At 36.4% G+C, this 18,703-nt stretch carries 25 protein-coding genes and 1 riboswitch; of the genes, 12 read left to right on the forward strand and 13 right to left on the reverse strand.

All coding sequences use genetic code 11. The annotated features are described in order from the left end of the window. The first annotated feature begins 188 nt into the window (after nucleotides 1–188). Entirely contained in the window at nucleotides 189–380 is a 192-nt protein-coding gene (locus V7024_RS16090) for a hypothetical protein (protein WP_335521716.1), read from the forward strand. A gap of 48 nt (nucleotides 381–428) precedes the next feature. On the opposite strand, the gene cotJC is transcribed toward V7024_RS16090, so the two are convergent. From cotJC to V7024_RS16105, 3 genes are read right to left on the reverse strand one after another with little or no spacing between them, the layout of a single operon-like run. Further along, complete coding sequence (gene cotJC / locus V7024_RS16095) at nucleotides 429–998, reverse strand: spore coat protein CotJC (RefSeq protein ID WP_335521718.1); 570 nt, start codon at nucleotides 996–998, stop codon at nucleotides 429–431. A 13-nt stretch (nucleotides 999–1,011) separates the two neighbouring features. After that, nucleotides 1,012–1,275 carry a spore coat protein CotJB gene (locus V7024_RS16100; protein ID WP_154713380.1) on the reverse strand — a complete coding sequence of 88 codons (264 nt, stop codon included), beginning with the start codon at nucleotides 1,273–1,275 and terminating at the stop codon, nucleotides 1,012–1,014. Between the two features lie 8 nt (nucleotides 1,276–1,283). Next, entirely contained in the window at nucleotides 1,284–1,499 is a 216-nt protein-coding gene (locus V7024_RS16105) for a spore coat associated protein CotJA (protein WP_335521721.1), read from the reverse strand. Nucleotides 1,500–1,604: 105 nt separating this feature from the next. Here V7024_RS16105 and V7024_RS16110 point away from each other — a divergent pair, with 105 nt between their 5' ends. From V7024_RS16110 to V7024_RS16125, 4 genes are all read left to right on the forward strand, one after another. Further along, on the forward strand, nucleotides 1,605–2,003 hold the full coding sequence (locus V7024_RS16110) for a VOC family protein (RefSeq protein WP_335521723.1): 399 nt from the start codon (nucleotides 1,605–1,607) through the stop codon (nucleotides 2,001–2,003). A 33-nt stretch (nucleotides 2,004–2,036) separates the two neighbouring features. Continuing rightward, on the forward strand, nucleotides 2,037–2,816 hold the full coding sequence (locus V7024_RS16115) for a DUF2935 domain-containing protein (RefSeq protein ID WP_335521725.1): 780 nt from the start codon (nucleotides 2,037–2,039) through the stop codon (nucleotides 2,814–2,816). A 422-nt stretch (nucleotides 2,817–3,238) separates the two neighbouring features. Then, nucleotides 3,239–3,517, forward strand: coding sequence for a YkvA family protein (locus V7024_RS16120; protein WP_335521727.1), 279 nt, complete (start codon nucleotides 3,239–3,241; stop codon nucleotides 3,515–3,517). Between the two features lie 11 nt (nucleotides 3,518–3,528). Then, nucleotides 3,529–4,134, forward strand: a complete 606-nt coding sequence (locus V7024_RS16125; protein ID WP_335521729.1) for a DedA family protein — start codon at nucleotides 3,529–3,531, stop codon at nucleotides 4,132–4,134. Between the two features lie 138 nt (nucleotides 4,135–4,272). Here the strand turns inward: V7024_RS16125 and V7024_RS16130 are convergent, their stop codons facing one another. From V7024_RS16130 to V7024_RS16140, 3 genes are read right to left on the reverse strand one after another with little or no spacing between them, the layout of a single operon-like run. Beyond that, nucleotides 4,273–4,437: a hypothetical protein gene (locus V7024_RS16130; RefSeq protein WP_335521731.1), complete on the reverse strand. Its 165-nt coding sequence runs from the start codon at nucleotides 4,435–4,437 to the stop codon at nucleotides 4,273–4,275. Then, a complete protein-coding gene (locus V7024_RS16135; protein ID WP_335521733.1) occupies nucleotides 4,434–5,021 on the reverse strand; it encodes a DUF1700 domain-containing protein in 588 nt (195 codons plus the stop codon). Before V7024_RS16135 ends, V7024_RS16130 begins: the two co-directional genes overlap by 4 nt. Continuing rightward, nucleotides 5,014–5,331, reverse strand: a complete 318-nt coding sequence (locus V7024_RS16140; protein WP_335521736.1) for a PadR family transcriptional regulator — start codon at nucleotides 5,329–5,331, stop codon at nucleotides 5,014–5,016. Before V7024_RS16140 ends, V7024_RS16135 begins: the two co-directional genes overlap by 8 nt. 159 nt (nucleotides 5,332–5,490) lie before the next feature. On the opposite strand from V7024_RS16140, the gene V7024_RS16145 reads away from it, so the two are divergent. Next, nucleotides 5,491–5,694, forward strand: coding sequence for a hypothetical protein (locus V7024_RS16145; RefSeq protein ID WP_306197640.1), 204 nt, complete (start codon nucleotides 5,491–5,493; stop codon nucleotides 5,692–5,694). A 40-nt stretch (nucleotides 5,695–5,734) separates the two neighbouring features. On the opposite strand, the gene V7024_RS16150 is transcribed toward V7024_RS16145, so the two are convergent. Next, on the reverse strand, nucleotides 5,735–7,138 hold the full coding sequence (locus tag V7024_RS16150; protein ID WP_335521739.1) for an amino acid permease: 1,404 nt from the start codon (nucleotides 7,136–7,138) through the stop codon (nucleotides 5,735–5,737). A 258-nt stretch (nucleotides 7,139–7,396) separates the two neighbouring features. On the opposite strand from V7024_RS16150, the gene V7024_RS16155 reads away from it, so the two are divergent. Next, entirely contained in the window at nucleotides 7,397–8,551 is a 1,155-nt protein-coding gene (locus V7024_RS16155; RefSeq protein ID WP_335521741.1) for a cation:proton antiporter, read from the forward strand. A 165-nt stretch (nucleotides 8,552–8,716) separates the two neighbouring features. Here the strand turns inward: V7024_RS16155 and V7024_RS16160 are convergent, their stop codons facing one another. Next, complete coding sequence (locus V7024_RS16160) at nucleotides 8,717–9,622, reverse strand: DMT family transporter (RefSeq protein ID WP_335521743.1); 906 nt, start codon at nucleotides 9,620–9,622, stop codon at nucleotides 8,717–8,719. Between the two features lie 271 nt (nucleotides 9,623–9,893). Here V7024_RS16160 and V7024_RS16165 point away from each other — a divergent pair, with 271 nt between their 5' ends. Next, nucleotides 9,894–10,370, forward strand: a complete 477-nt coding sequence (locus tag V7024_RS16165; RefSeq protein ID WP_335521746.1) for an Lrp/AsnC family transcriptional regulator — start codon at nucleotides 9,894–9,896, stop codon at nucleotides 10,368–10,370. Between the two features lie 9 nt (nucleotides 10,371–10,379). Here the strand turns inward: V7024_RS16165 and V7024_RS16170 are convergent, their stop codons facing one another. Next, complete coding sequence (locus V7024_RS16170; protein WP_335521748.1) at nucleotides 10,380–12,113, reverse strand: SgrR family transcriptional regulator; 1,734 nt, start codon at nucleotides 12,111–12,113, stop codon at nucleotides 10,380–10,382. Nucleotides 12,114–12,218: 105 nt separating this feature from the next. Between V7024_RS16170 and V7024_RS16175 the strand changes: the two genes are divergently transcribed. From V7024_RS16175 to V7024_RS16185, 3 genes are all read left to right on the forward strand, one after another. Next, nucleotides 12,219–13,478 carry an MDR family MFS transporter gene (locus V7024_RS16175; RefSeq protein ID WP_335521750.1) on the forward strand — a complete coding sequence of 420 codons (1,260 nt, stop codon included), beginning with the start codon at nucleotides 12,219–12,221 and terminating at the stop codon, nucleotides 13,476–13,478. 62 nt (nucleotides 13,479–13,540) lie between these two features. Next, nucleotides 13,541–14,086 carry a GNAT family N-acetyltransferase gene (locus V7024_RS16180; RefSeq protein ID WP_335521751.1) on the forward strand — a complete coding sequence of 182 codons (546 nt, stop codon included), beginning with the start codon at nucleotides 13,541–13,543 and terminating at the stop codon, nucleotides 14,084–14,086. Nucleotides 14,087–14,099: 13 nt separating this feature from the next. Continuing rightward, nucleotides 14,100–14,645, forward strand: a complete 546-nt coding sequence (locus V7024_RS16185) for a GNAT family N-acetyltransferase (protein WP_335521752.1) — start codon at nucleotides 14,100–14,102, stop codon at nucleotides 14,643–14,645. 106 nt (nucleotides 14,646–14,751) lie between these two features. On the opposite strand, the gene V7024_RS16190 is transcribed toward V7024_RS16185, so the two are convergent. After that, complete coding sequence (locus V7024_RS16190; protein ID WP_335521760.1) at nucleotides 14,752–15,435, reverse strand: ABC transporter permease; 684 nt, start codon at nucleotides 15,433–15,435, stop codon at nucleotides 14,752–14,754. A gap of 66 nt (nucleotides 15,436–15,501) precedes the next feature. Then, a complete protein-coding gene (locus V7024_RS16195; protein WP_335521754.1) occupies nucleotides 15,502–16,920 on the reverse strand; it encodes an amino acid permease in 1,419 nt (472 codons plus the stop codon). 132 nt (nucleotides 16,921–17,052) lie between these two features. Then, nucleotides 17,053–17,232, reverse strand: a riboswitch (Lysine riboswitch). 279 nt (nucleotides 17,233–17,511) lie between these two features. Between V7024_RS16195 and V7024_RS16200 the strand changes: the two genes are divergently transcribed. Further along, nucleotides 17,512–17,841, forward strand: a complete 330-nt coding sequence (locus V7024_RS16200; protein ID WP_335521756.1) for a hypothetical protein — start codon at nucleotides 17,512–17,514, stop codon at nucleotides 17,839–17,841. A 59-nt stretch (nucleotides 17,842–17,900) separates the two neighbouring features. Here the strand turns inward: V7024_RS16200 and V7024_RS16205 are convergent, their stop codons facing one another. Both V7024_RS16205 and V7024_RS16210 read right to left on the reverse strand, forming a co-directional pair. Continuing rightward, nucleotides 17,901–18,086: a hypothetical protein gene (locus tag V7024_RS16205; protein ID WP_335521757.1), complete on the reverse strand. Its 186-nt coding sequence runs from the start codon at nucleotides 18,084–18,086 to the stop codon at nucleotides 17,901–17,903. Nucleotides 18,087–18,376: 290 nt separating this feature from the next. Next, nucleotides 18,377–18,562: a hypothetical protein gene (locus V7024_RS16210; protein WP_020061033.1), complete on the reverse strand. Its 186-nt coding sequence runs from the start codon at nucleotides 18,560–18,562 to the stop codon at nucleotides 18,377–18,379. Between the last annotated feature and the right edge of the window lie 141 nt (nucleotides 18,563–18,703).

An 18,703-nucleotide genomic window follows, 5' to 3' on the forward strand; every position in this document is an offset into this window, starting at 1 on the left:
ATAGCTGAGTAGTTACTAAAAGATTATTAATTGATTTACTAAGTTGAAAAATCATTCTAAGGAAGTGAATTGTAGAACTTGATGGAAAAATATTGAAGGTTATAAATGGGGACTTACTGCTCACGAAAAGCGGGATAAAAAATTTTTTATCGTGATAAGGAAAATAATGCTAAACTATAAAAGAGGCGGTGGTTAAATTGAATAATAAGTTTTTGGGATTTATTTTTGTTTCCGTAGGTATGGTTTTCTTAATGTTATCATTAACATTATCGGCACCAACTGTGTTATGGGCAGTTTCACTTGGAACAAGTATTGTAATGAATGTTACAGGTACGGCAATTTTAATGAAATTTATCAAAGCAGCGAAAGAGAATATATAAAAAAACGAAGTGACCTAATCTTGAGGCCACTTCGTTTTTTCATATATTTTAAAAATAAATTTGCCGATCTCGTTCTTCTTTTAATATTTCAACTGCTTCTCGAAAGCGCTGAGAGTGAACAATTTCGCGTTCTCGTAGAAAACGTAATCCATCGTTTAAATCGGGATCATCGGACATATTAATGAGCCATTGATATGTGGCTCTCGCTTTTTCTTCGGCGGCGATGTCTTCATATAAATCTGCAATTGGATCTCCTTTTGCTTGTATGTAGGTTGCTGTAAAAGGGGCGCCTGCGGCATTGTGATAGAAAATGGCGCTGTCATGATCAGCGTAGTGAGCATCAAGACCGGCCGCTATCATTTGATCCGGTGTGGCATCCTTTGTTAATTTGTATACCATTGTCGCAATCATCTCTAGATGGGCGAATTCTTCCGTTCCAATGTCTGTTAATAAACCAACGACTTTGTCAGGGATGGTATAGCGCTGATTTAAGTAGCGCAGGGCAGCAGCTAATTCGCCATCAGCACCGCCGTATTGTTCAATTAAAAATTTGGCGAGTTTTGGATTACAAGTACTTACCTTTACAGGATATTGTAATTTTTTTTCATAGATCCACATATTTTCCCCACCTTTACATTTGCCATGGCCAAGGTCCTTTATTCCATTCCCAAGGAGCTTTTGAATAACTATTTCCATATTGCTGAAGAGGACCGTATTTTTCTTCAATTTGCTGTTTTAATAGTCTCCGTTTATAGGAAAAATCATTAAATTGTTTAATGGATGCAACATCATCAGGATGGGTATCTAAATATAGAGTAAGTTCAACTAATACAAAATCGAGTTCCTGCATTTCTTCCATCCATTTATAAAATTCATCGGGAAGTGGTTGTGTCACGATGATTCTCACCGTCCTTTTTTATAAGGATTTTCATAATAATCATATAAAGCAGGCCACAGTGTCCCTTTTTTTAATGCTTCACTCGGAGAAAATTGTGGTAAGTTTGTTGGTTGAAATCCCATATATAAATGAGGAGGAGTAAAGTAGTATTTCTTTCCGATTGGTGGACATGGGTCTTGTGGGCCATGATACGGCGTGTATGATTTCACAGATTTATCCAAACTAGACACCTCCTTAGGAAAACATCGCTATTATGTATTGTATTCAAACATAATTATCGTTTATGACTCATATACAAAAACTAATAGATGGGAAAGGGGAATAAGATGGCGCATTCTGTTGTGTTAGAGGTGAGAGATTTAAAGAAAACATTATATTTTTATGAAGGTATATTAGGTTTTCGGCCAAGCAAAGAGAGGCCGCAATTAGATGTACCCGGGGTGTGGTATGATGCTGGGTTAACACGAATTTGTTGTGTTGTAAATAAAGACAAAGAAGTTATCGAACGTGAACAAACTCTTCCGAAAATAGAAGTAACTATACAATCGCGTGAAGTGGAGAGTTTACTAAAAAAGTTAGATTACTATCAAGTCATGTACTCAGAAATAGAAGATTATATAGAGAAGAAAAAAGTTATATCTGTTTATGATCCTGACCAACATGTGATTCAGTTGCAATTACAATATGAGAGTGAAGATTCAATATCATACGCAAAAGGTATGTGACAATAAGATGCTTATTGCAGGGAGGAGAATATGATGGATCGAGCTTATGAAGAAAATGCATTATTTGAGCATCGATTTTGGTTAAAGATTTTGGGTGATCATGCTCATTTTTTAACGGATGCTTTAGCTCCTAAAGAAAAGGAAGAAATTGAGCGAGCAATGTATTTTATACAAAAGTTTGATGATTTGAAAATGGAACTTGGGACCACTGACTTAATTGCATTTGCAAAAGAGGCAAATGAAGCGGCAAATGAAATGAGAAAATTTAAATTGCATATTATGCGCAAACAATTGGAAGGGAAAATTGTCATTCATTTTACACCGACATTTTTGAATCATATGGTTAATGAAGTAGAAGAATACATAACAATCTTGAAATATTTAACGGAAGGAAAAGCGCCTCCTCTTTTTCATGAATTACACCATCATCTTCTTTGGCTATCAGATGCAGCTGGCCATGCGGGAGCTATTTCGAGGGAATTAGATCTAGTCGAGAAGCGTTTAAAAGCAAAGAGTGAAAAATATGAGAAGTATTTTGAACAATTTTATGTAAAAGCTGTTGAAATGACTGGTTATTTACGGACAGAATTAGCATCTTTCCCTGCTTTAAAGAAGTTCACAAAAGATGTTTCGTTAGAAATGACTTTATTTTCGCGTTTTCTTCGTGAATTAGAAGAGTTAGAGTTATCGGAGCAAGTGCTAAGTTCATTTTCGGCGAGAATGGCAGATCATATGGCAAGAGAAGAGTGCTACTATTTATTAAAACTCGCGCAGTCATCAGGAATTGAGATTCCAAATTGTAAACCTTTTTAGGGAGAGAACTATATATGTTATAAACTCCTTTTCTTGAGGGAGACGAGAGCAACTGGCCATGTATAGGGGGAGAGCAAAAAGGAGAAAGCGAGTGCTTTACATGGCAGCGATTTATATGTTGAAAAATGAAAATGAATTTATCATATTTTTATACGCTAGTCCTAATACATGATAGAAATCATTGACTTTTTAATTGAAACCTTTTAACATAGCGGTATAAAACATGTATATAAAGGGGAGTAGCTCTAGCAGCAAAGTCGTCATTACAGGGAGAAACCCTCGGCTTTGTTGGCAACAAACGTGTTGTTAGTGAGACCTTTACCAATCATGGTAAAGGCCCCTTATTGTCTTTTTTAGGACCTTTACCATTTCGGTAAAGGTCCTTTTTATATGCGTAATAAGAGATCGAGAGGAGAAGGAATATGAGAAAGTTGTGGAAAAGAGTACGTCTCATTTTTCAAGTGCGCAAATTCATTCCATTTTTAGTTGAATTTTTTACATCGAAGGATGTTGAATTGAGGAAGAAAATGCTTTCCATCTTATTCTTATGTGGATATGTCATGTTTCCGTTTGACATCATTCCAGATTTTTTATTGTTTTTTGGTGTACTAGATGATGTAGCGGTCATTTTGTTTATTTTACAGCAGATTGTGAAAATGGCTCCTGTTCATTTGCAGGATAAATACGGATTAGTAGAATAGGAGAAAGATAGATGGAACAACTGATTTTAGATTTTATTAATTACTTAAAACAATTTTCTTATTTTGGCGTTGTGTTAGCTTTAACGTTTGAGTTTGTCCCAGCTGAAGTTGTCTTGCCGCTCGTTGGTTATTGGGTATACGAAGGTGATATGAATTTTTGGGTTGCTGTTTTAGCAGGAACAATTGGAGGAACGACAGGGCCGTTAACGTTGTACGCTTTAGGATATTACGGAGGTCGTCCTCTAGTAATCAAATATGGAAAGTATTTCTTTATGAAAGAAGAACAGATTCAAAAGGCAGATCAATTCTTCGCAAAGTATGGTCCGGTGGTGGCATTTACAGGGCGATTTGTGCCAGGTGTACGGACACTTATTTCGATTCCGTGCGGCATGGCACAAATGAATATTTGGCAGTTTATCAGTTATACATTCGTTGCGATGTTCCCATTAACAGCGCTGTATATTTATGTTGGGATGAAACTTGGTCCGCATTGGCACAAGGCCGGCGCTATGGTAGAGCAGTATATGTTGCCAATGTTAGGAGTTATAGCTGTTTTCTTAATTGGGATTGTTATGTACAAGCTGGTGAAGAAAAAAGGTAGAAGAGAGTGTCGGTAGGAAAAGTGCCTTTAGGAATGAATGGAATCTATTGATAAGTAACTAAATTTCTATCCATATACAGAGAACGGAAAGAAGAGAATTAACCATCTAGCTAGGGTAGCTGGTTAATTCTCTTCTTTATTAAATATATTTTAATTAATTTGCTTGAAATGTACGATACCAAGGTTCGGAATCGGTAGTTTTATATTTAGCGGTATTCCACCCAGACATTCCAAAACCAATGAAAGATAAGAATACCCCGCTTATTATGAGGATAATGGATAATTTTAAACTTTTCTTTTTCAACTCTTTTATTGTCATAAATATACCACCGTCCGTTTAAAAAGTCGTACAATTTTTTGTGTAAATCGAATAGTAACCTTGAAAAATTGTTTTGCTATTGTAATAGTAATGATTCCACTTAAAATGCTCAATCCTAATACTAGAATTCCCATGCCGAATTGGGTAATAGCGAGATATGTCCCTTCTTTAAATAGGAAAGGTGTTCCTATAATACTAACTAAAGACGCATATAATCCTCCTAGTGTAAATGTACCTGTCATAAATGGCAGACACCAAATTAGCATATATCCTGATAAAATGAGTAATATTCCGGCTAATAAAAGAGAACCCCAAAGTGGAAAACCTAACACAACTAAGAATCCAATGAAGATTATCCCGCTTTTTGAAAGGACTTTTACCTTCTTCTCCCTAGGTTCTTTCAATATATTCTGTGCAATCTTCAGTGGGTCCCCCACTTTTTCAACTGCATCTTTTTCGGTGTATCCATCTTCTATATAGTCTTCAATGATTTCATCATAATAAGAAATGAATTTAAATCGTTCCTCTTTAGAAAGACTATCTAATTGTCGCTTTAAAGAATCTAAAAAATCAGCCTTATTCATTCGATTCACTTCCCATAATAAAATTGTATACTTTCATTACTTGGTGCCATTCTTGGAGAAAATTTTTAATTTGAGAATCTCCACTTTCCGTAAGATGATAGTATTTCCGTAGCCTACTATTATGTTCCTTAGAATACGTTTCAAGGTGCCCATTATTCTCAAGCCTTTTCAAAATGGGATAAAGAGTGGATTCAGATATCTCGATGTGTTCTGAAATATCCTTTATGATCTGATATCCGTACGAATCCTGCTTTTTTAAAACAGCAAGAACACAATACTCTAAAAGTCCTTTTTTTAGTTGTGTATTCATATGATACCTCCTAATATATTATACTATATAATGCATAGTATAAGGTGTCAAATTGTATGTTGATATAATATATCATTTCTATCTATCCTTATAAGTATCTCGGTTAAAGCATTATATATGTTAAAATAGAATAGAGATTGTTTAGAAGGAGCGGATAATGTGTCAAACCGAAAGATAAAACAAATTCTTGAGTATGTATGGGTTGGTATCGTGCTCCTAGTCGGATATAAATTTTTGGGGGATAAAAGCCTGTGGATGCTTTTTTTAATAACCTTTGTATTAGGGGGACTAGGAGCATTGTTTATTAACTTTTTCTTTGATAGTATGGAATCTTGGAAAAAGAAGAAGGAAGAACAAAAGTGATAAAAAAAGCAAGCTCGCTAAGGATAGCGAGCTTGCTTTTTTACGCTTCTTTTTTTTCATCGTTTGGCTTGGGAATGATTAAATGACTGTTTCGTTTTGAGTAGAAAAAGTATACACATAAACCGATTGTTAGCCATATCCCAAAGCCAATCCATGTTTCTTTTGAAAGGTTGAACATCAAGTATAGACAACAACAAATTGCAATGATTGGCAAAATAGGGACAAATGGAACTCGGAATGCTCGCGGTAAGTTTGGATGTGTTTTTCGTAGGATTAGTACGGCAAAGCAAACGAATGTGAATGCTGTTAATGTACCGATACTTACAAGGTTTGCAAGTATGTGTAAATCTAATAAGCCAGCAAGTGCCGCAGCGCCAATCCCCATAATCCATGTGTTTACTAAAGGAATTTTAAATTTTTCATTTATGCGAGATAATGCTTTTGGCAGTAGTCCATCACGGCTCATCGCATAGGAGACGCGTACTTGTCCATACATAACGACAAGAATAACAGTTGTCATCCCCGTCATTGCTCCTACAGCTAGTAAACTAGCAACTGTATCTTCACCAACAAACCTTAATGCATAAGCAACTGGATCTGATACGTCTAGTTGTGTGTAAGGAACCATCCCTGTTAATACAAAAGAAACGATGATATATAGTACGGTACAAATAAGAAGAGAGCCGATAATTCCAATTGGCAGATCGCGCTGTGGCTTCTTTGTTTCTTCGGCAGCAGTTGCAATCGCATCAAAGCCTAAAAAAGCAAAGAATACAGTTGCAGCACCGGCAATAATTCCGTCGTAGCCAAACGGTAGAAACGGTGTCCAGTTTTCTGGTTTTACATATTTTGCACCGGCAACGATAAAAGCAATAATGACGGCTAATTTAATTAATACCATAACATTATTGATACGTGCGCTTTCACGGATGCCTCTACTTAAAAGTAATGTAATAAAAAGGATAATGAGAGCAGCCGGTAAATCAATGAGACCTCCTTTTCCTATACCGGGAGCAGAGGCGATGATGGCCGGAAGCTTAATTCCAAATCCAAGGAGTAGTGATTGTAAATAACCAGACCAACCAACGGCAACAGCGGCAACTGCGAGTAAATATTCAAGCATTAAACACCAGCCGACGATAAAAGCAACAATTTCTCCAACTGTCATATAAGCATATGTATAAACGCTTCCTGAAATCGGAATAGAAGAGGAAAACTCAGCATAGCAAAAAGCAACGCATGCACAAGTAAAGGCAGCGATGAGAAACGATAACATAATAGCAGGACCAGCGTGCTTTGCCGCAACAATGCCGGTTAAAACGAAAATGCCTGTCCCAATCACGGCTCCAATGCCTAAAAAGGTTAAATCAAGAGCACTTAATGTTCGATTAAGCTGACGAGGTGCTTCGGTCGTAAGGGGTTTCTTTCGTAAAAGTGTTTTCAAATTTAAATCTCCTCTCCGTAAAATGGTGGTCTTTCATACTCCCGCTAAAACGGGATCGATACAACTGCGAGGTTTCGTAGCACCTGAGAGAACGAAATAGAGAGTCGAGATTGTATGATATATAAATATAATGCAGTTGCACTTTTGGAATAAATATGTAATTTCACTTGTGAATTTATCATAATTCAGAATATTTTGTCAACGAAAACTGTAACAAATAAAACGACACATTTAAGCAAACACTATCGTAAGAAATAAATGCATTTTTTAGTAGGAGAAGATAGCATGTTATTTTATTTTGAACTTGTCGTCATTTTACTTTGTACAAAACTGGCCGGTGATATTAGCGTACGGCTTGGACAGCCGTCTGTATTAGGAAAGTTAATAATCGGTATTGTAATTGGTCCAGCAATGCTTGGCATTATTAATAGCTCTGAGCTGATTGATGAATTGAGTGAAATTGGTGTATTGCTTCTTATGTTTATGGCCGGGCTTGAAACAGATTTAGAGGAATTAAGCCGTAATCTTACATCATCCTTTGCTGTGGCGATAGGGGGAATTATCTTTCCGTTTGTCGGCGGATATGTTGGGGGTCTTTTGTTTGGAATGGTGCAGGCGCATGCGATTTTTTTAGGGCTACTTCTTTGCGCTACTTCTGTTAGTATTTCCGTGCAAACATTACGAGATTTAGGAAAAATGAATACGAGGGAAAGCATAACGATTTTAGGAGCAGCTGTATTCGATGACGTGATCGTTGTTATATTACTAGCATTTGTAATGAGTTTTTTAGGTGCGCAAGAAGTGAATATAACAATCGTCATTGCGAAGAAAATCATCTTTTTTGTTACGATTTTTCTCATTAGCTGGAAGGCTGTTCCGTTCATTATGAAAATTTTGTCGCCGCTTCGCGTTTCGGAGTCATTAATTAGCGCGGCGCTCATTATTTGTTTTTCCTTTGCTTATTACAGTGAAATGATGGGGATTGCTGGGATTATCGGAGCGTTTGCTGCTGGAATTGCCATTTCGCAAACTACATATAAGCATGAAGTAGAACATAAAATTGAGCCGATTGCCTATGCCATTTTTGTTCCGATCTTTTTCGTAAGTATTGGAATGGAAATTACGTTTCACGGGTTAGGGAATCAAATATGGTTCATTGTCATTATGACTGTTATTGCTATTTTGACAAAATTAATCGGCTCAGGACTTGGAGCTCGGTTGACAGGATTTGATTTACGTTCCTCCATTAGTATTGGAGCAGGAATGGTTTCAAGGGGAGAAGTAGCACTTATTATTGCTTCAAATGGGTTAACTGCAAATTTATTGGCGAAAGAGAGTTTTACATCGATAGTCATCGTTGTCATTTTGACGACAATTATTACGCCGCCATTATTGAAGAAGTATTTTGTGTGAGACCTGCCAAAGGTATACAGATGCCTTTGGCAAGTTCATTTTTGTATCGGTTATCGGCGACTTTTGCGATATATCGACCGTTTTTTAGAATATATCGGCGAGTTTCACAATTTATCGGCGGTTCGACATGAAAGAAAGACCCTTCGACAATGTTCGGCATACTTCTTAATGAGTTTTTGCCAAGCTGGTGGATGTATATGAAGTGGTACTAGATTTAAAGTGTGAAAATAAGTAACAGCCACCAATCACAATCATACTTCCGACGATTTGAATCCACGTCATTTGTTCCCCTAATAAGAGAAACGCTAAAATAGCAGTGAAAATCGGGTTGAAATTCAAGAAAATGCCAGCTGTAGTCGCCCCTAATTTTTGGACGCCGATATTCCAGAAAACCATACATAACACAGTTGAAATCACACCTGTGTATAGAATAGATCCTAAGAACGAAGCGTTTACATTTGAAATTGTGAAATCAGAGATATTAAAAGGAATCAATATGATGAGACCAAAGATACCAGAATATAAAGTAGACATCATTGGCGTCGTCTTTTTCGTTGCCCATCTACTGCAAACTGAATAAATGCCCCATACGCATACCGCAGCCATCATCCACAAATCACCGATATTAAAATGTAAGGAAAACAGTGCATCTATTTTACCTTTTGAAAGAACAAGCGTAACACCGAAAAAGGAAATAATCATCGATGTGATTTGCCATATATTAATCTTTTCTTTTAAAAATAGAGCCGAACAAGCAGCGATAGAAATCGTATTTAACGTAGAAATAAGTCCAACATTTGTTGCTGATGTGTGCTCTAACGCCCAAAATTGAAAAATGTTAAAGAAAACAACACCAGTAACTCCCATTAGAAATAAAGGGAGAATCGCCTCTTTTGGCGGGAATAGTTTCTTTTCTTTCAGCCAAACAATGGGGAAAAGACAAATAACGGCAATGCCCCAGCGAAGAGTCGTAAGTGTCATCGGCGAAGCATGCCCGACAAGAGATTTTCCCACGACAAAATTTCCGCCCCACAATAGGCTTGTGATGAGTAATAAAATAACATAAGGCATAATACGAATTAGCTCCTTTTATAAGAAAGTAGGGCTTGCGCATTGCCCGTTTGATAAAAGAAAGCCACTGTGCACGGTGGTGTAATGCATATACTTTAAACTATGTAAATTGTAGCATTTTTCTTGTTTGTCATATATATTGTTTTGTATAATTAATAAAATTCGAAATAATGTAAAGTAATTAAGTTATTTTGCAGAATTTTATTCATTTTATGTGCGGTTGTTATATGTTTTCGCGAATAATCGTTTGTTGGGAAAAGGGAGATTGGAAATGGAACGGTTAGATAATTTAGATGTCCAAATTTTAAATGTGCTGCAACAAGAAGGGCAGCTAAGTAACGCGGAGGTTGCTCGCCGCGTGAATCTTTCACCGCCAGCTACACATGCGCGGGTGAAACGATTAGAAAACGAAGGATTTATTAATCGGCAAGTAGCCATTTTAAATCAAGAGAAACTTGGGTTTGACTTATTATGCTTTATTTTTGTTAGCACAAATATTCATCAAGCAGAGAAGCTCGAAGTGTTAGAAAAAGCGATGCGTGAAATGCCGGAAGTATTGGAATGTCATTGTTTAACAGGGGAGTATGATTATATTTTAAAAGTTGTGCACCGCGATCGAAACGAACTGGAACAGTTTATTCGGAAGTTAAATATGCTTGGCATTACGAGAATTCAAACGAGTTTGGCGCTGCGGGAGATTAAGTATTCTACTGTGTTGCCGTTGCAAGAAGAGGGCGGAGCTATTTAGCTCCGCCTATTATGCATGCGGACGAATCCACAGTTTTGCAAAGTCCGTCCATCCGAATGAATCAATGGTGACATTTTGCAAGGCAGATGGGAAACTTCTTCTTTTTAAGACATGGTAGTAAAAGACAAGAAGGTACTGGTCGCTAAGAAGTTTTTCGATTTTAGATATGAAGTCATATCGTTTTTCTTTACTTGGCTCTGCTATAAAGAGGTCAAGCATGTTCTCAATTTGCTCATGATAATGCGGATGCCTGAAGCGATGAACAAAGCAGCTTTTATTTTTAAAGATATGTACAAAAGCCATTTCAAGATTAGCGTCGAGTACTTCTCCTGTTAAAATGATATCAGCTTGCTTGGCAATCTCTTCGTTAAAGTAATCAGTGACTGGAAAGGGATGAAGCTGCAGACGTATGCCGAGTGGTTCACATCTTTTTTGTAACCAGATTGCATCGCGCTCGCTCCCTTTAAATGCAAAGAAATAGATGTGTATCGTCTCTCCATTATATGTACTTTGTTGTAAGTATTCTTTCGCTTTCAATAAAGATGTTTCTTTATGCATCGTACGGCTTTTATCGGGAAAGAAGCTATAAGCCGGCATGGTACGATTATCCCCAAGATCTTGTATTAACGATAGGGGATCCATGATTTCTGCCCACGCTTTTCGGAAAAAGATATCATGCTGCGGGCCGTTTTTTTGGAAGTTAAACGCTGCGTATATACAGCCGATTTCTTCTGTTTCCACTGCCTTTTCTTCTTTACACCCCGTGTTCGGTAATTCGTAATTTGTTTGCATTTTTGACTGCTCTGGAATAAACCAAAATTCAATTTGATCAAGAAGTGCCCGCTCTTTAAAATAATCTGGAAATGCTTCTAAAATAACATTATCTTCGGTAAGACTTTTTATTTTAAAGGGACCTGTGCCGCTATATTGATGAGTTTGAATCATTACATCGTGCGGTAAAATGGATAATTGCACAGAGCTTACGTAATGTAGAAAAAAGCGATTTGGTTTTCGTAAATGAAAGATAACTTGCAGAGGAGATGGGTTTTCTATTTTCGCAATTCCCTCTGTTAACCAGTCAAAAGGAGATTGAACGGCCTGCAACCTTTCGAAGGAGAAGATTACATCTTTTCCTGATAATGTTGTTCCGTGATGAAAACGAACACCTTTACGTAAATAAAATATCCACGTAAGTTGATCATCGCTTACTTCCCACGTATGTGCCAAATGCGGCTCGATTTCGTCCGTTTTCTCGTTATATTTCACTAATGTATCAACGATTTGACTAATCAGATGACTTTCTGTTGTCACAGCTGCAAAAGCCGGATCGATAGGGAGTAATTTTCGGTTATAAGGAATTTTGAGCACATCATACAGATCGTCTGAAGTTGTATATCCAAAATAAGTATTTAATCGTTCTTCTATTTTTTCACGGAGTAAGAAAGGAAGCGGTTCTTTTAATAGAAGGAAGACTTCTTTTAACTTCTCATTTTTTAAAAGCTCTTCAACATGCGGCAAGATTGCTTCTGTAAATGTATGAAGAAAACAAATTTCTGTTTTATTCCCACGGCCCCTTCCTGGTATCCAGTCAATCAGTTTTTCTTCACTCATTTTTCTCAGTAAAATCTTCACATTTTTTGTACTGCAAAATAAAATAGCGGCCAGTTCTTGGAGACTATTTTGAATATGTTGTTCATTTGGAAAGGAAAGTCTTAGCCGAATATAGTGGTCCATAATTTTCATGTTATACATCTCCTTTTTCTAAAAGGGGAAACTCTTCTGAATATTTTAACCTTTTTCTTCCTCTTTTTCAAAGTAAAATGGAGAAACAGAAGGAGGGGGAAACAGATGGGATTTTGGTCAATGCATCGCAACATTAAAATTAGAATTATTACATCCTTTTTAACTCGAACAGTAGGAACGATGATTTTTCCATTTATGGCAATTTACTTTTCTATAAAATTAGGAGCAGCATTAGCGGGGTTCTTATTGTTATTGAATGTAATTGCGTCGCTAATTGTTGGTTTATATGGAGGCTATATTGCCGATACAATAGGACGGAAAAAGGTCATGATTATTGGACAGGTGATTCAAGTCATTTCTATTGCTTGCATGGGAGTTGTGAACTCAGATTATATAGATTCAGCTTGGCTTACATTTGTATTTTTACTGATCAATAGCATCGGTTCTGGCGTGATGAACCCAGCAACAGAAGCAATGCTAATTGATGTAAGTACACCGGAAAACCGAAAAATGATGTACAGCATTAATTACTGGGCAATCAATTTATCAATTGCCATCGGTGCGATTTTCGGCGGACTTCTCTTTGAAAAATACCGTTTTCAATTATTTATGCTGCTGACAGGTATTGCCTTATTAACGCTGTATTTAATTACGGCTTACATGGAAGAAGTATATGTCGTTCAAAAGAAAGTAGAAAAGAAAAACGTATTAACAGATATGATGAGCAATTACCGAGTTGTCGTGAAAGACAAGGCGTTTATCGTATTATGTTTAGGAAGTATATGCGCATTATCATTAGAATTTCAAATTAATAACTATATCGGCGTCCGTCTGCAAAAAGAATTTGAAACGATAACATTTTCATTTTGGAACGGAAATAATTTTGATTTAACAGGGATTCGGATGCTAAGCTGGATTTCTACTGAAAATACAGTATTAGTCGTTTTATTTTCAGCGCTTATGGTAAAAATCATGAATCACTTTGAGGATCGGAAAGTACTGTATGCAGGTTTATTTATCTATACAATTGGATTTACGATATTTGGAGCAAGTAACAGCCTATGGATTTTATTACTCGCAGGTCTGTTCCAAACAATTGGAGAAATGATGTATGTACCAGTCAGCCAATCGATTCGGGCAGATATGGCAAGGGACGATGCAAGAAGTTCCTATATGGCCATTAACAGCATGGTCTTTCAAATTGCGAAAATGGTTGGCACGATCGGCATTATGATTGGTTCGGTCATTGCATCTTGGGGAATGAGTATCTTGTATTGCTTCATCGGAATTAGTAGTATTCTCTTATTTAAGAAAGCAGTTGATATGTATCATCGTCAAGGTGAGAAGGTAGAGAAGATAGGGTAATGTGAAGGCTACTTGTTTTGAGGACAAGTAGCTTTCAATAGTTAGGATAGGAGATAATTATAATGAGGATTAGCCAAAAAGAATTTTATAGTCGCAATATATGTTATATAATTCGGTCCGCAATGGAAGAAGATGCAAAAAAGTTATCTGAAGTACGATTACAAATAGATGGTGAAACAGAAAACTTAGATAGAGAGAAAGGCGAAGCGTACATAGACGAAGCGGGTTTTAAAAGGATCATTAAAGAGGATACAGACAGTGTTGCTAACCTATTTTTAGTAGCCGAAGTGAATGGAAGAATTGTAGGCTTTTCAAGGTGTGAAGGGAACAAATTGAAAAGAACATCTCATAAAGTAGAGTTTGGCGTGTGCGTATTACAGGAATATTGGGGATACGGTATTGGAAAGAACCTCTTAGAAGAATCCATTAATTGGGCAGACTCACATGGAATTAAGAAAATCACTTTGAATGTTCTTGAAACGAATGATAAAGCGAAAAGTCTTTACGAGAGATATGGTTTTGAAGTGGAAGGTGTATTAAAAAATGATAAAGTCTTATCGGATGGAAATTATTATAATACTATTTTAATGGGAAGATTTAATGGGTAAAGGGAGTGGGAGAATGTTTCCGATCTTAGAAACAGAAAGACTAATCTTAAGAGAACTAATAGAAGATGATGCACAAGGAATATTGAATTGCTTTTCAAATGAGGATGTATTACGTTACTACGGGCAAAATCCGCTAACAGATCTAGAACAGGTGAAACATATCATTAGAAACTTTTCTAATAACTACAAAGAAAAACGCGGAATAAAATGGGGAATTGAAAGAAAAGGAACAGAAGGAATGATTGGAACGATTGGATTTCATGATTGGTCTTCTGAACATAAGAGAGCGGAAATCGCTTATGCACTTTTACCTGAACACTGGGGAAAAGGATATGCTACTGAAGTAGTTAAAAAAGTTACAACTTACGGATTTCATGAGCTAAATTTAACTCGGATTGGAGCAGTTGTTTTTACAGAGAATAAAGCATCTAATGTGTTATTAACAAAACTAGGATTTCAAAAAGAAGGCGTTCTTCGAAATTATATGTATCAAAATAATGTTCCATATGATACGAACGTGTACTCCTTACTTCCAACTACTGCTTTTGCTCAGAACTAAGTTTATCGGCGGTTTTCGCGATATATCGGCGGTTCGACAAGGAATAAAGATCCTTCGGCAATGTTCGACATAAAAAAGAATCCATTTAGACCAAAATGGATTCTTTTTATTTCAGTAAAATAACCCCAAAAAAGAACAAAAACTGTATAAAACTCACTATATATACAAACGTCATAAAAGCCCGCTTTCGGTCCACAACTGAAACTGGATACAATGCTACAATACTATTTCCCGAAAAATAATTCCAAAGGGCGCGAAGTTGTAAAAATGATATGTATAGGAAACATAACGCGGTGGTTCCTTTTCCAATCAAGTTAGGAATATAGTAGGAAAGAAAGCCGCCTACTAAAGTTAAACGTATATACATACCGAAGTAATCGTTAGTACGTACAAAGGATAAACTATACAAATATAAAAAAGGAGATCGTTTTTTATATAGGATCCGTTCCATCCAAGTAGTAAGCCATTTTCTTTGTTTTACTTGCTGTTTGATTTGCGGTACATCTGTAAAGAAATGAACAAATTGATAAAAGCGCATGTCCATTTTTTCTTCTTGCTCTATTAAGTATTCCCAATGAATGTACCCTTTTTGTTTGTTCATCGTATATAAAAATAAGAGCGCTATGACAAGGAGTATACTTCCTACAATCATAATGGAAGTGAATTGAAACATTGTATATGTAATGGCTGCATTGCAGAATATCCGAATAAGTAACCAGTATGAAGCGAATTCTGTATTTCTAAATGTCCAATGTATGTACATGTTCCACCACTTTATAAAAGCAAGGATGACAAAAGCTCCGCCTAAAAAAGAGGTTTTCTGTCTTTACATGTACACAAAAAAGCAAGTTACCTTTTAGGCAACTTGCTCGTTTTGTTTCTTTTTCTTTTCATCACGTTTCATTAATGGATAGAAAGCAAATCCGACGACAAATAATCCGATGCCAAGCAGGAATGTTTTCATATCAGAAGATCCTGTTTTAATTACCCATAGTGCGTAAATTAGTGCAATCGCTGCAATAATTCCATCCATGATACGAGAAACTTTTTGATTTTCGTATGTTTCACCTGTCATCACGAGTTTAAGTTGGAAGATTGGTGAAACGAGATATGGAATTAAGTAGGCCAGCGTTGAAACGGTAATAACAAATGTATAGGCTTGGGCAATTGACCCGGATAGTGTTGAGAATAGGAACACTTGTGACATAATATTTGTTATACGAAGCGAATGAATCGGGCTTCCTTTTTTATTTGTTTTTGAAAAGAAAGAGGGGAAGAACCCTTCTTTTGCTGCTTGATACGGTACTTCTGAGCTTAATAAAACCCAGCCAAGAATAGAACCAAATAAAGAAGTAAGTGCAAGCAGCGCCATTAATTTTCCGCCGCCATGCCCCATTGCTGCAGATAGTGCATCTGCTAATGGTCGTTCAGATGCTTGCAGTTTATCGATATGAAGAACGCCCATTGTTAAGATTGTAATTCCTAAGTAAATTCCAACTGTTAACAATAAACCAGCAACAGTTGCGTGTTTTACTGTTTTTGGTGAAACAGCACGGTTTGATAGTAAGACAGCTGACTCGATGCCGATAAAGGCCCAAAGTGTTGTTAAGGCAGCTAAGTTTACTTGTGATAATAGTCCGTGTGAAATGCCTTCTTTATCAATAATCGGTGTATACCATTGTCCAAGTTTAGATGCTTGGAAGGCAAATAACGTTACAACGATGAAGAGAAGGAATCCTGTTACTTTCGTTGTAGTTGCTAGGAAGTTTAGTTTCCCAGCACCGCTTATGCCGTTCGTTAAAATGAGATGTGTTCCCCACAGTAAAAGGGTACAAATGGAGAACGTAATCAGTTTTCCAACTTCAATGTCAAACGTTCCGACTGAAAATAATACACGTGTATCTTTCATAATTGGGAAAAAGAGCGATAAATAACCAGCAAATGATGTAATGATCGCTACGTTACTTGCCCAGTTTGCAACCCAGTAGCCCCATACGATGCTAAAACCCGCCATTTTTTTTGTTTTTTGTGAAGAAAAGAGTGCATAAGCATGACTTTGCGGGCCTGTTGTTAAATCAGGACGACGAATTGCTAAATTACCGAAAACAAGTGCTAGCATTAACACGCCAAACCCTGTTGTTAACCAAGCTAATGTAACACCAAGAGGGCTAGCTGTTTGTGCTAATGTACTCGGAACCATGAAAATACCAGCTCCGACCATATTTCCAACTACAAATGCAGTGAGTACCCAAAAGCCCCATTTTTTTTGTTGCATAGAAATTACCTCCAAAATTAGTATAACCAAGTCAAGCGAGGAGATATGTATGTGTTTGAAGTTCCAAACAAAACAAAAAAGCGCGTATATGTTCACGCGCTTCTCAATCTTATTAAGAAACCCACGGACATATCTCTCGATAGCTCTCCACAAGCAAAAAGCTTGTGACAGTCCTACACTTATTCAATGCAGACCCAGCAAGAAAGCGTTGTGGATACTTCTCGCTTCGGCAATTATTCCTTTTTGATTTGTTCAGCGATGCCACACATCTCCCAAATCATACTATTAATAATTGCAACCTCTACCTCACCGAGATACGAATGAGGATTTATATATAAAGTTAACATTAACAAGGGTAACAAATGGATTTTTATTCGTCAATGCAAATGAATATAATCGGATGATTGTGAGAATAGAGTATGTTTAAAATAATGAAACAACTTCTGGATTTGTATCATACAATATGTATATAAAAGAAGGGAAGAGTGCAATTTTTATTATGGAGAGCACTTTATTTCCCCAGAACTTTGAGGCAGGGATAAGCTGATGGAGAGATGGTTTAAGAGAAACTGCTTTATATGTGGAAAGGAAATGGATACTTGTGAAAAAACGGATCCAATAGAGGAGTTAAAAAAACAAAATGAAGAACTCGCGGCCTCTTTAGAACAATGTATGAGGTTACTCTATAATATACAAAGGAATGTAAGTAAAAAAACAGAAAAGAGTGCATTGCCTTCTTTTTTTTCATTAGGAGATAAGATAGAAATATTTGACGGGGAAATAAGTATAGAAGGTATCTTTATTGAGTGTACAAATGAATGGTTATATTGGATTAACGTAGATTATGATTTAACCATTAGTCATATAAACAGTGTAAAACATATTATAAAAAAAGAGTCTATTCAAAAAGGGGGAATATAGCTCTTTTTGATATAGACTCAGTATTTTATTGTGAGAGGGTTAAACAATTTTATAAGAAATTAGGAAATTTTACGAACGCTAATTGTATTTAAACTTGTAACGTTGATATTTGCGTGGCTATCAACCCAAACTAAGAAGTTGTTGTTGTCTACGCGGATGAAAACACCTCTGCCGTCAATTTCACGTCCTGCTGAAAATACGCGAATTTTGTCGCCCTCTACTAAACCATTTAATGTGATTGCCATGTGACCGCCTCCTCTCTATCAGAAGTTAATATATATATATGAAAACGATAGAGAGTGTGTGCGAGAGAAATGTAGTGCTAGCAACCATTTTTATAAATATAAAGGTAAGTAGAGATACATTAAATTCTTACAAATACCTTTTGGTTCCGTTAATCTTAACAGAGTCATCAGTCATATAAAAAGTGTAAAATGTATGATAAAAAAGAGTCTATTCAAAAAGGGTTTCTCTTACTCCTTTTGATATAGACTCAGCGTCTTCTTATGAAAGAATGAAACAATTTTATAGGTAATTAGGAAATTTTACGAATGCTAATTGTATTTAAGCTTGTAACATTGATATTTGCATGGTTATCAACCCAAATTAAGAAGTTGTTGTTGTCTACGCGAAGGAACACACCTTCACCGTCAATTTCACGACCTGCTGAGAACACGCGAATTTTGTCACCTTCTACTAAGCCGTTTAATGTGATTGCCATAAGACCGCCTCCTCTCTATCAGAAGTTAATATATATATATGAAAAAGATAGAGAGTGTGTGCTGGGAAAATACAGTGCTAGTAACTATTTTTATAAAATATATGAGGGGAAGTAGAAAATAGTTTCTACTTCCCCTCATAT

Source organism: Bacillus sp. JJ864 (assembly GCF_036963045.1).
Classification (GTDB): Bacteria; Bacillota; Bacilli; order Bacillales; family Bacillaceae_G; genus Bacillus_A; species Bacillus_A pseudomycoides_C.

What these genes read in the sequence shown, in the direction of transcription:
- V7024_RS16135 (WP_335521733.1), bottom strand. Translation starts at nt 5,021, where the DNA reads ATGAATAAGGCTGATTTTTTAGATTCTTTAAAGCGACAATTAGATAGT.
- V7024_RS16200 (WP_335521756.1), top strand. Translation starts at nt 17,512, where the DNA reads ATGGATACTTGTGAAAAAACGGATCCAATAGAGGAGTTAAAAAAACAA.
- V7024_RS16180 (WP_335521751.1), top strand. Translation starts at nt 13,541, where the DNA reads ATGAGGATTAGCCAAAAAGAATTTTATAGTCGCAATATATGTTATATA.
- V7024_RS16165 (WP_335521746.1), top strand. Translation starts at nt 9,894, where the DNA reads ATGGAACGGTTAGATAATTTAGATGTCCAAATTTTAAATGTGCTGCAA.
- V7024_RS16195 (WP_335521754.1), bottom strand. Translation starts at nt 16,920, where the DNA reads ATGCAACAAAAAAAATGGGGCTTTTGGGTACTCACTGCATTTGTAGTT.
- cotJC (WP_335521718.1), bottom strand. Translation starts at nt 998, where the DNA reads ATGTGGATCTATGAAAAAAAATTACAATATCCTGTAAAGGTAAGTACT.
- V7024_RS16155 (WP_335521741.1), top strand. Translation starts at nt 7,397, where the DNA reads ATGCATTTTTTAGTAGGAGAAGATAGCATGTTATTTTATTTTGAACTT.
- V7024_RS16185 (WP_335521752.1), top strand. Translation starts at nt 14,100, where the DNA reads ATGTTTCCGATCTTAGAAACAGAAAGACTAATCTTAAGAGAACTAATA.
- V7024_RS16210 (WP_020061033.1), bottom strand. Translation starts at nt 18,562, where the DNA reads ATGGCAATCACATTAAACGGCTTAGTAGAAGGTGACAAAATTCGCGTG.
- V7024_RS16205 (WP_335521757.1), bottom strand. Translation starts at nt 18,086, where the DNA reads ATGGCAATCACATTAAATGGTTTAGTAGAGGGCGACAAAATTCGCGTA.
- V7024_RS16125 (WP_335521729.1), top strand. Translation starts at nt 3,529, where the DNA reads ATGGAACAACTGATTTTAGATTTTATTAATTACTTAAAACAATTTTCT.
- V7024_RS16110 (WP_335521723.1), top strand. Translation starts at nt 1,605, where the DNA reads ATGGCGCATTCTGTTGTGTTAGAGGTGAGAGATTTAAAGAAAACATTA.
- V7024_RS16160 (WP_335521743.1), bottom strand. Translation starts at nt 9,622, where the DNA reads ATGCCTTATGTTATTTTATTACTCATCACAAGCCTATTGTGGGGCGGA.
- V7024_RS16140 (WP_335521736.1), bottom strand. Translation starts at nt 5,331, where the DNA reads ATGAATACACAACTAAAAAAAGGACTTTTAGAGTATTGTGTTCTTGCT.
- V7024_RS16175 (WP_335521750.1), top strand. Translation starts at nt 12,219, where the DNA reads ATGGGATTTTGGTCAATGCATCGCAACATTAAAATTAGAATTATTACA.
- V7024_RS16120 (WP_335521727.1), top strand. Translation starts at nt 3,239, where the DNA reads ATGAGAAAGTTGTGGAAAAGAGTACGTCTCATTTTTCAAGTGCGCAAA.
- V7024_RS16170 (WP_335521748.1), bottom strand. Translation starts at nt 12,113, where the DNA reads ATGAAAATTATGGACCACTATATTCGGCTAAGACTTTCCTTTCCAAAT.
- V7024_RS16130 (WP_335521731.1), bottom strand. Translation starts at nt 4,437, where the DNA reads ATGACAATAAAAGAGTTGAAAAAGAAAAGTTTAAAATTATCCATTATC.
- V7024_RS16115 (WP_335521725.1), top strand. Translation starts at nt 2,037, where the DNA reads ATGGATCGAGCTTATGAAGAAAATGCATTATTTGAGCATCGATTTTGG.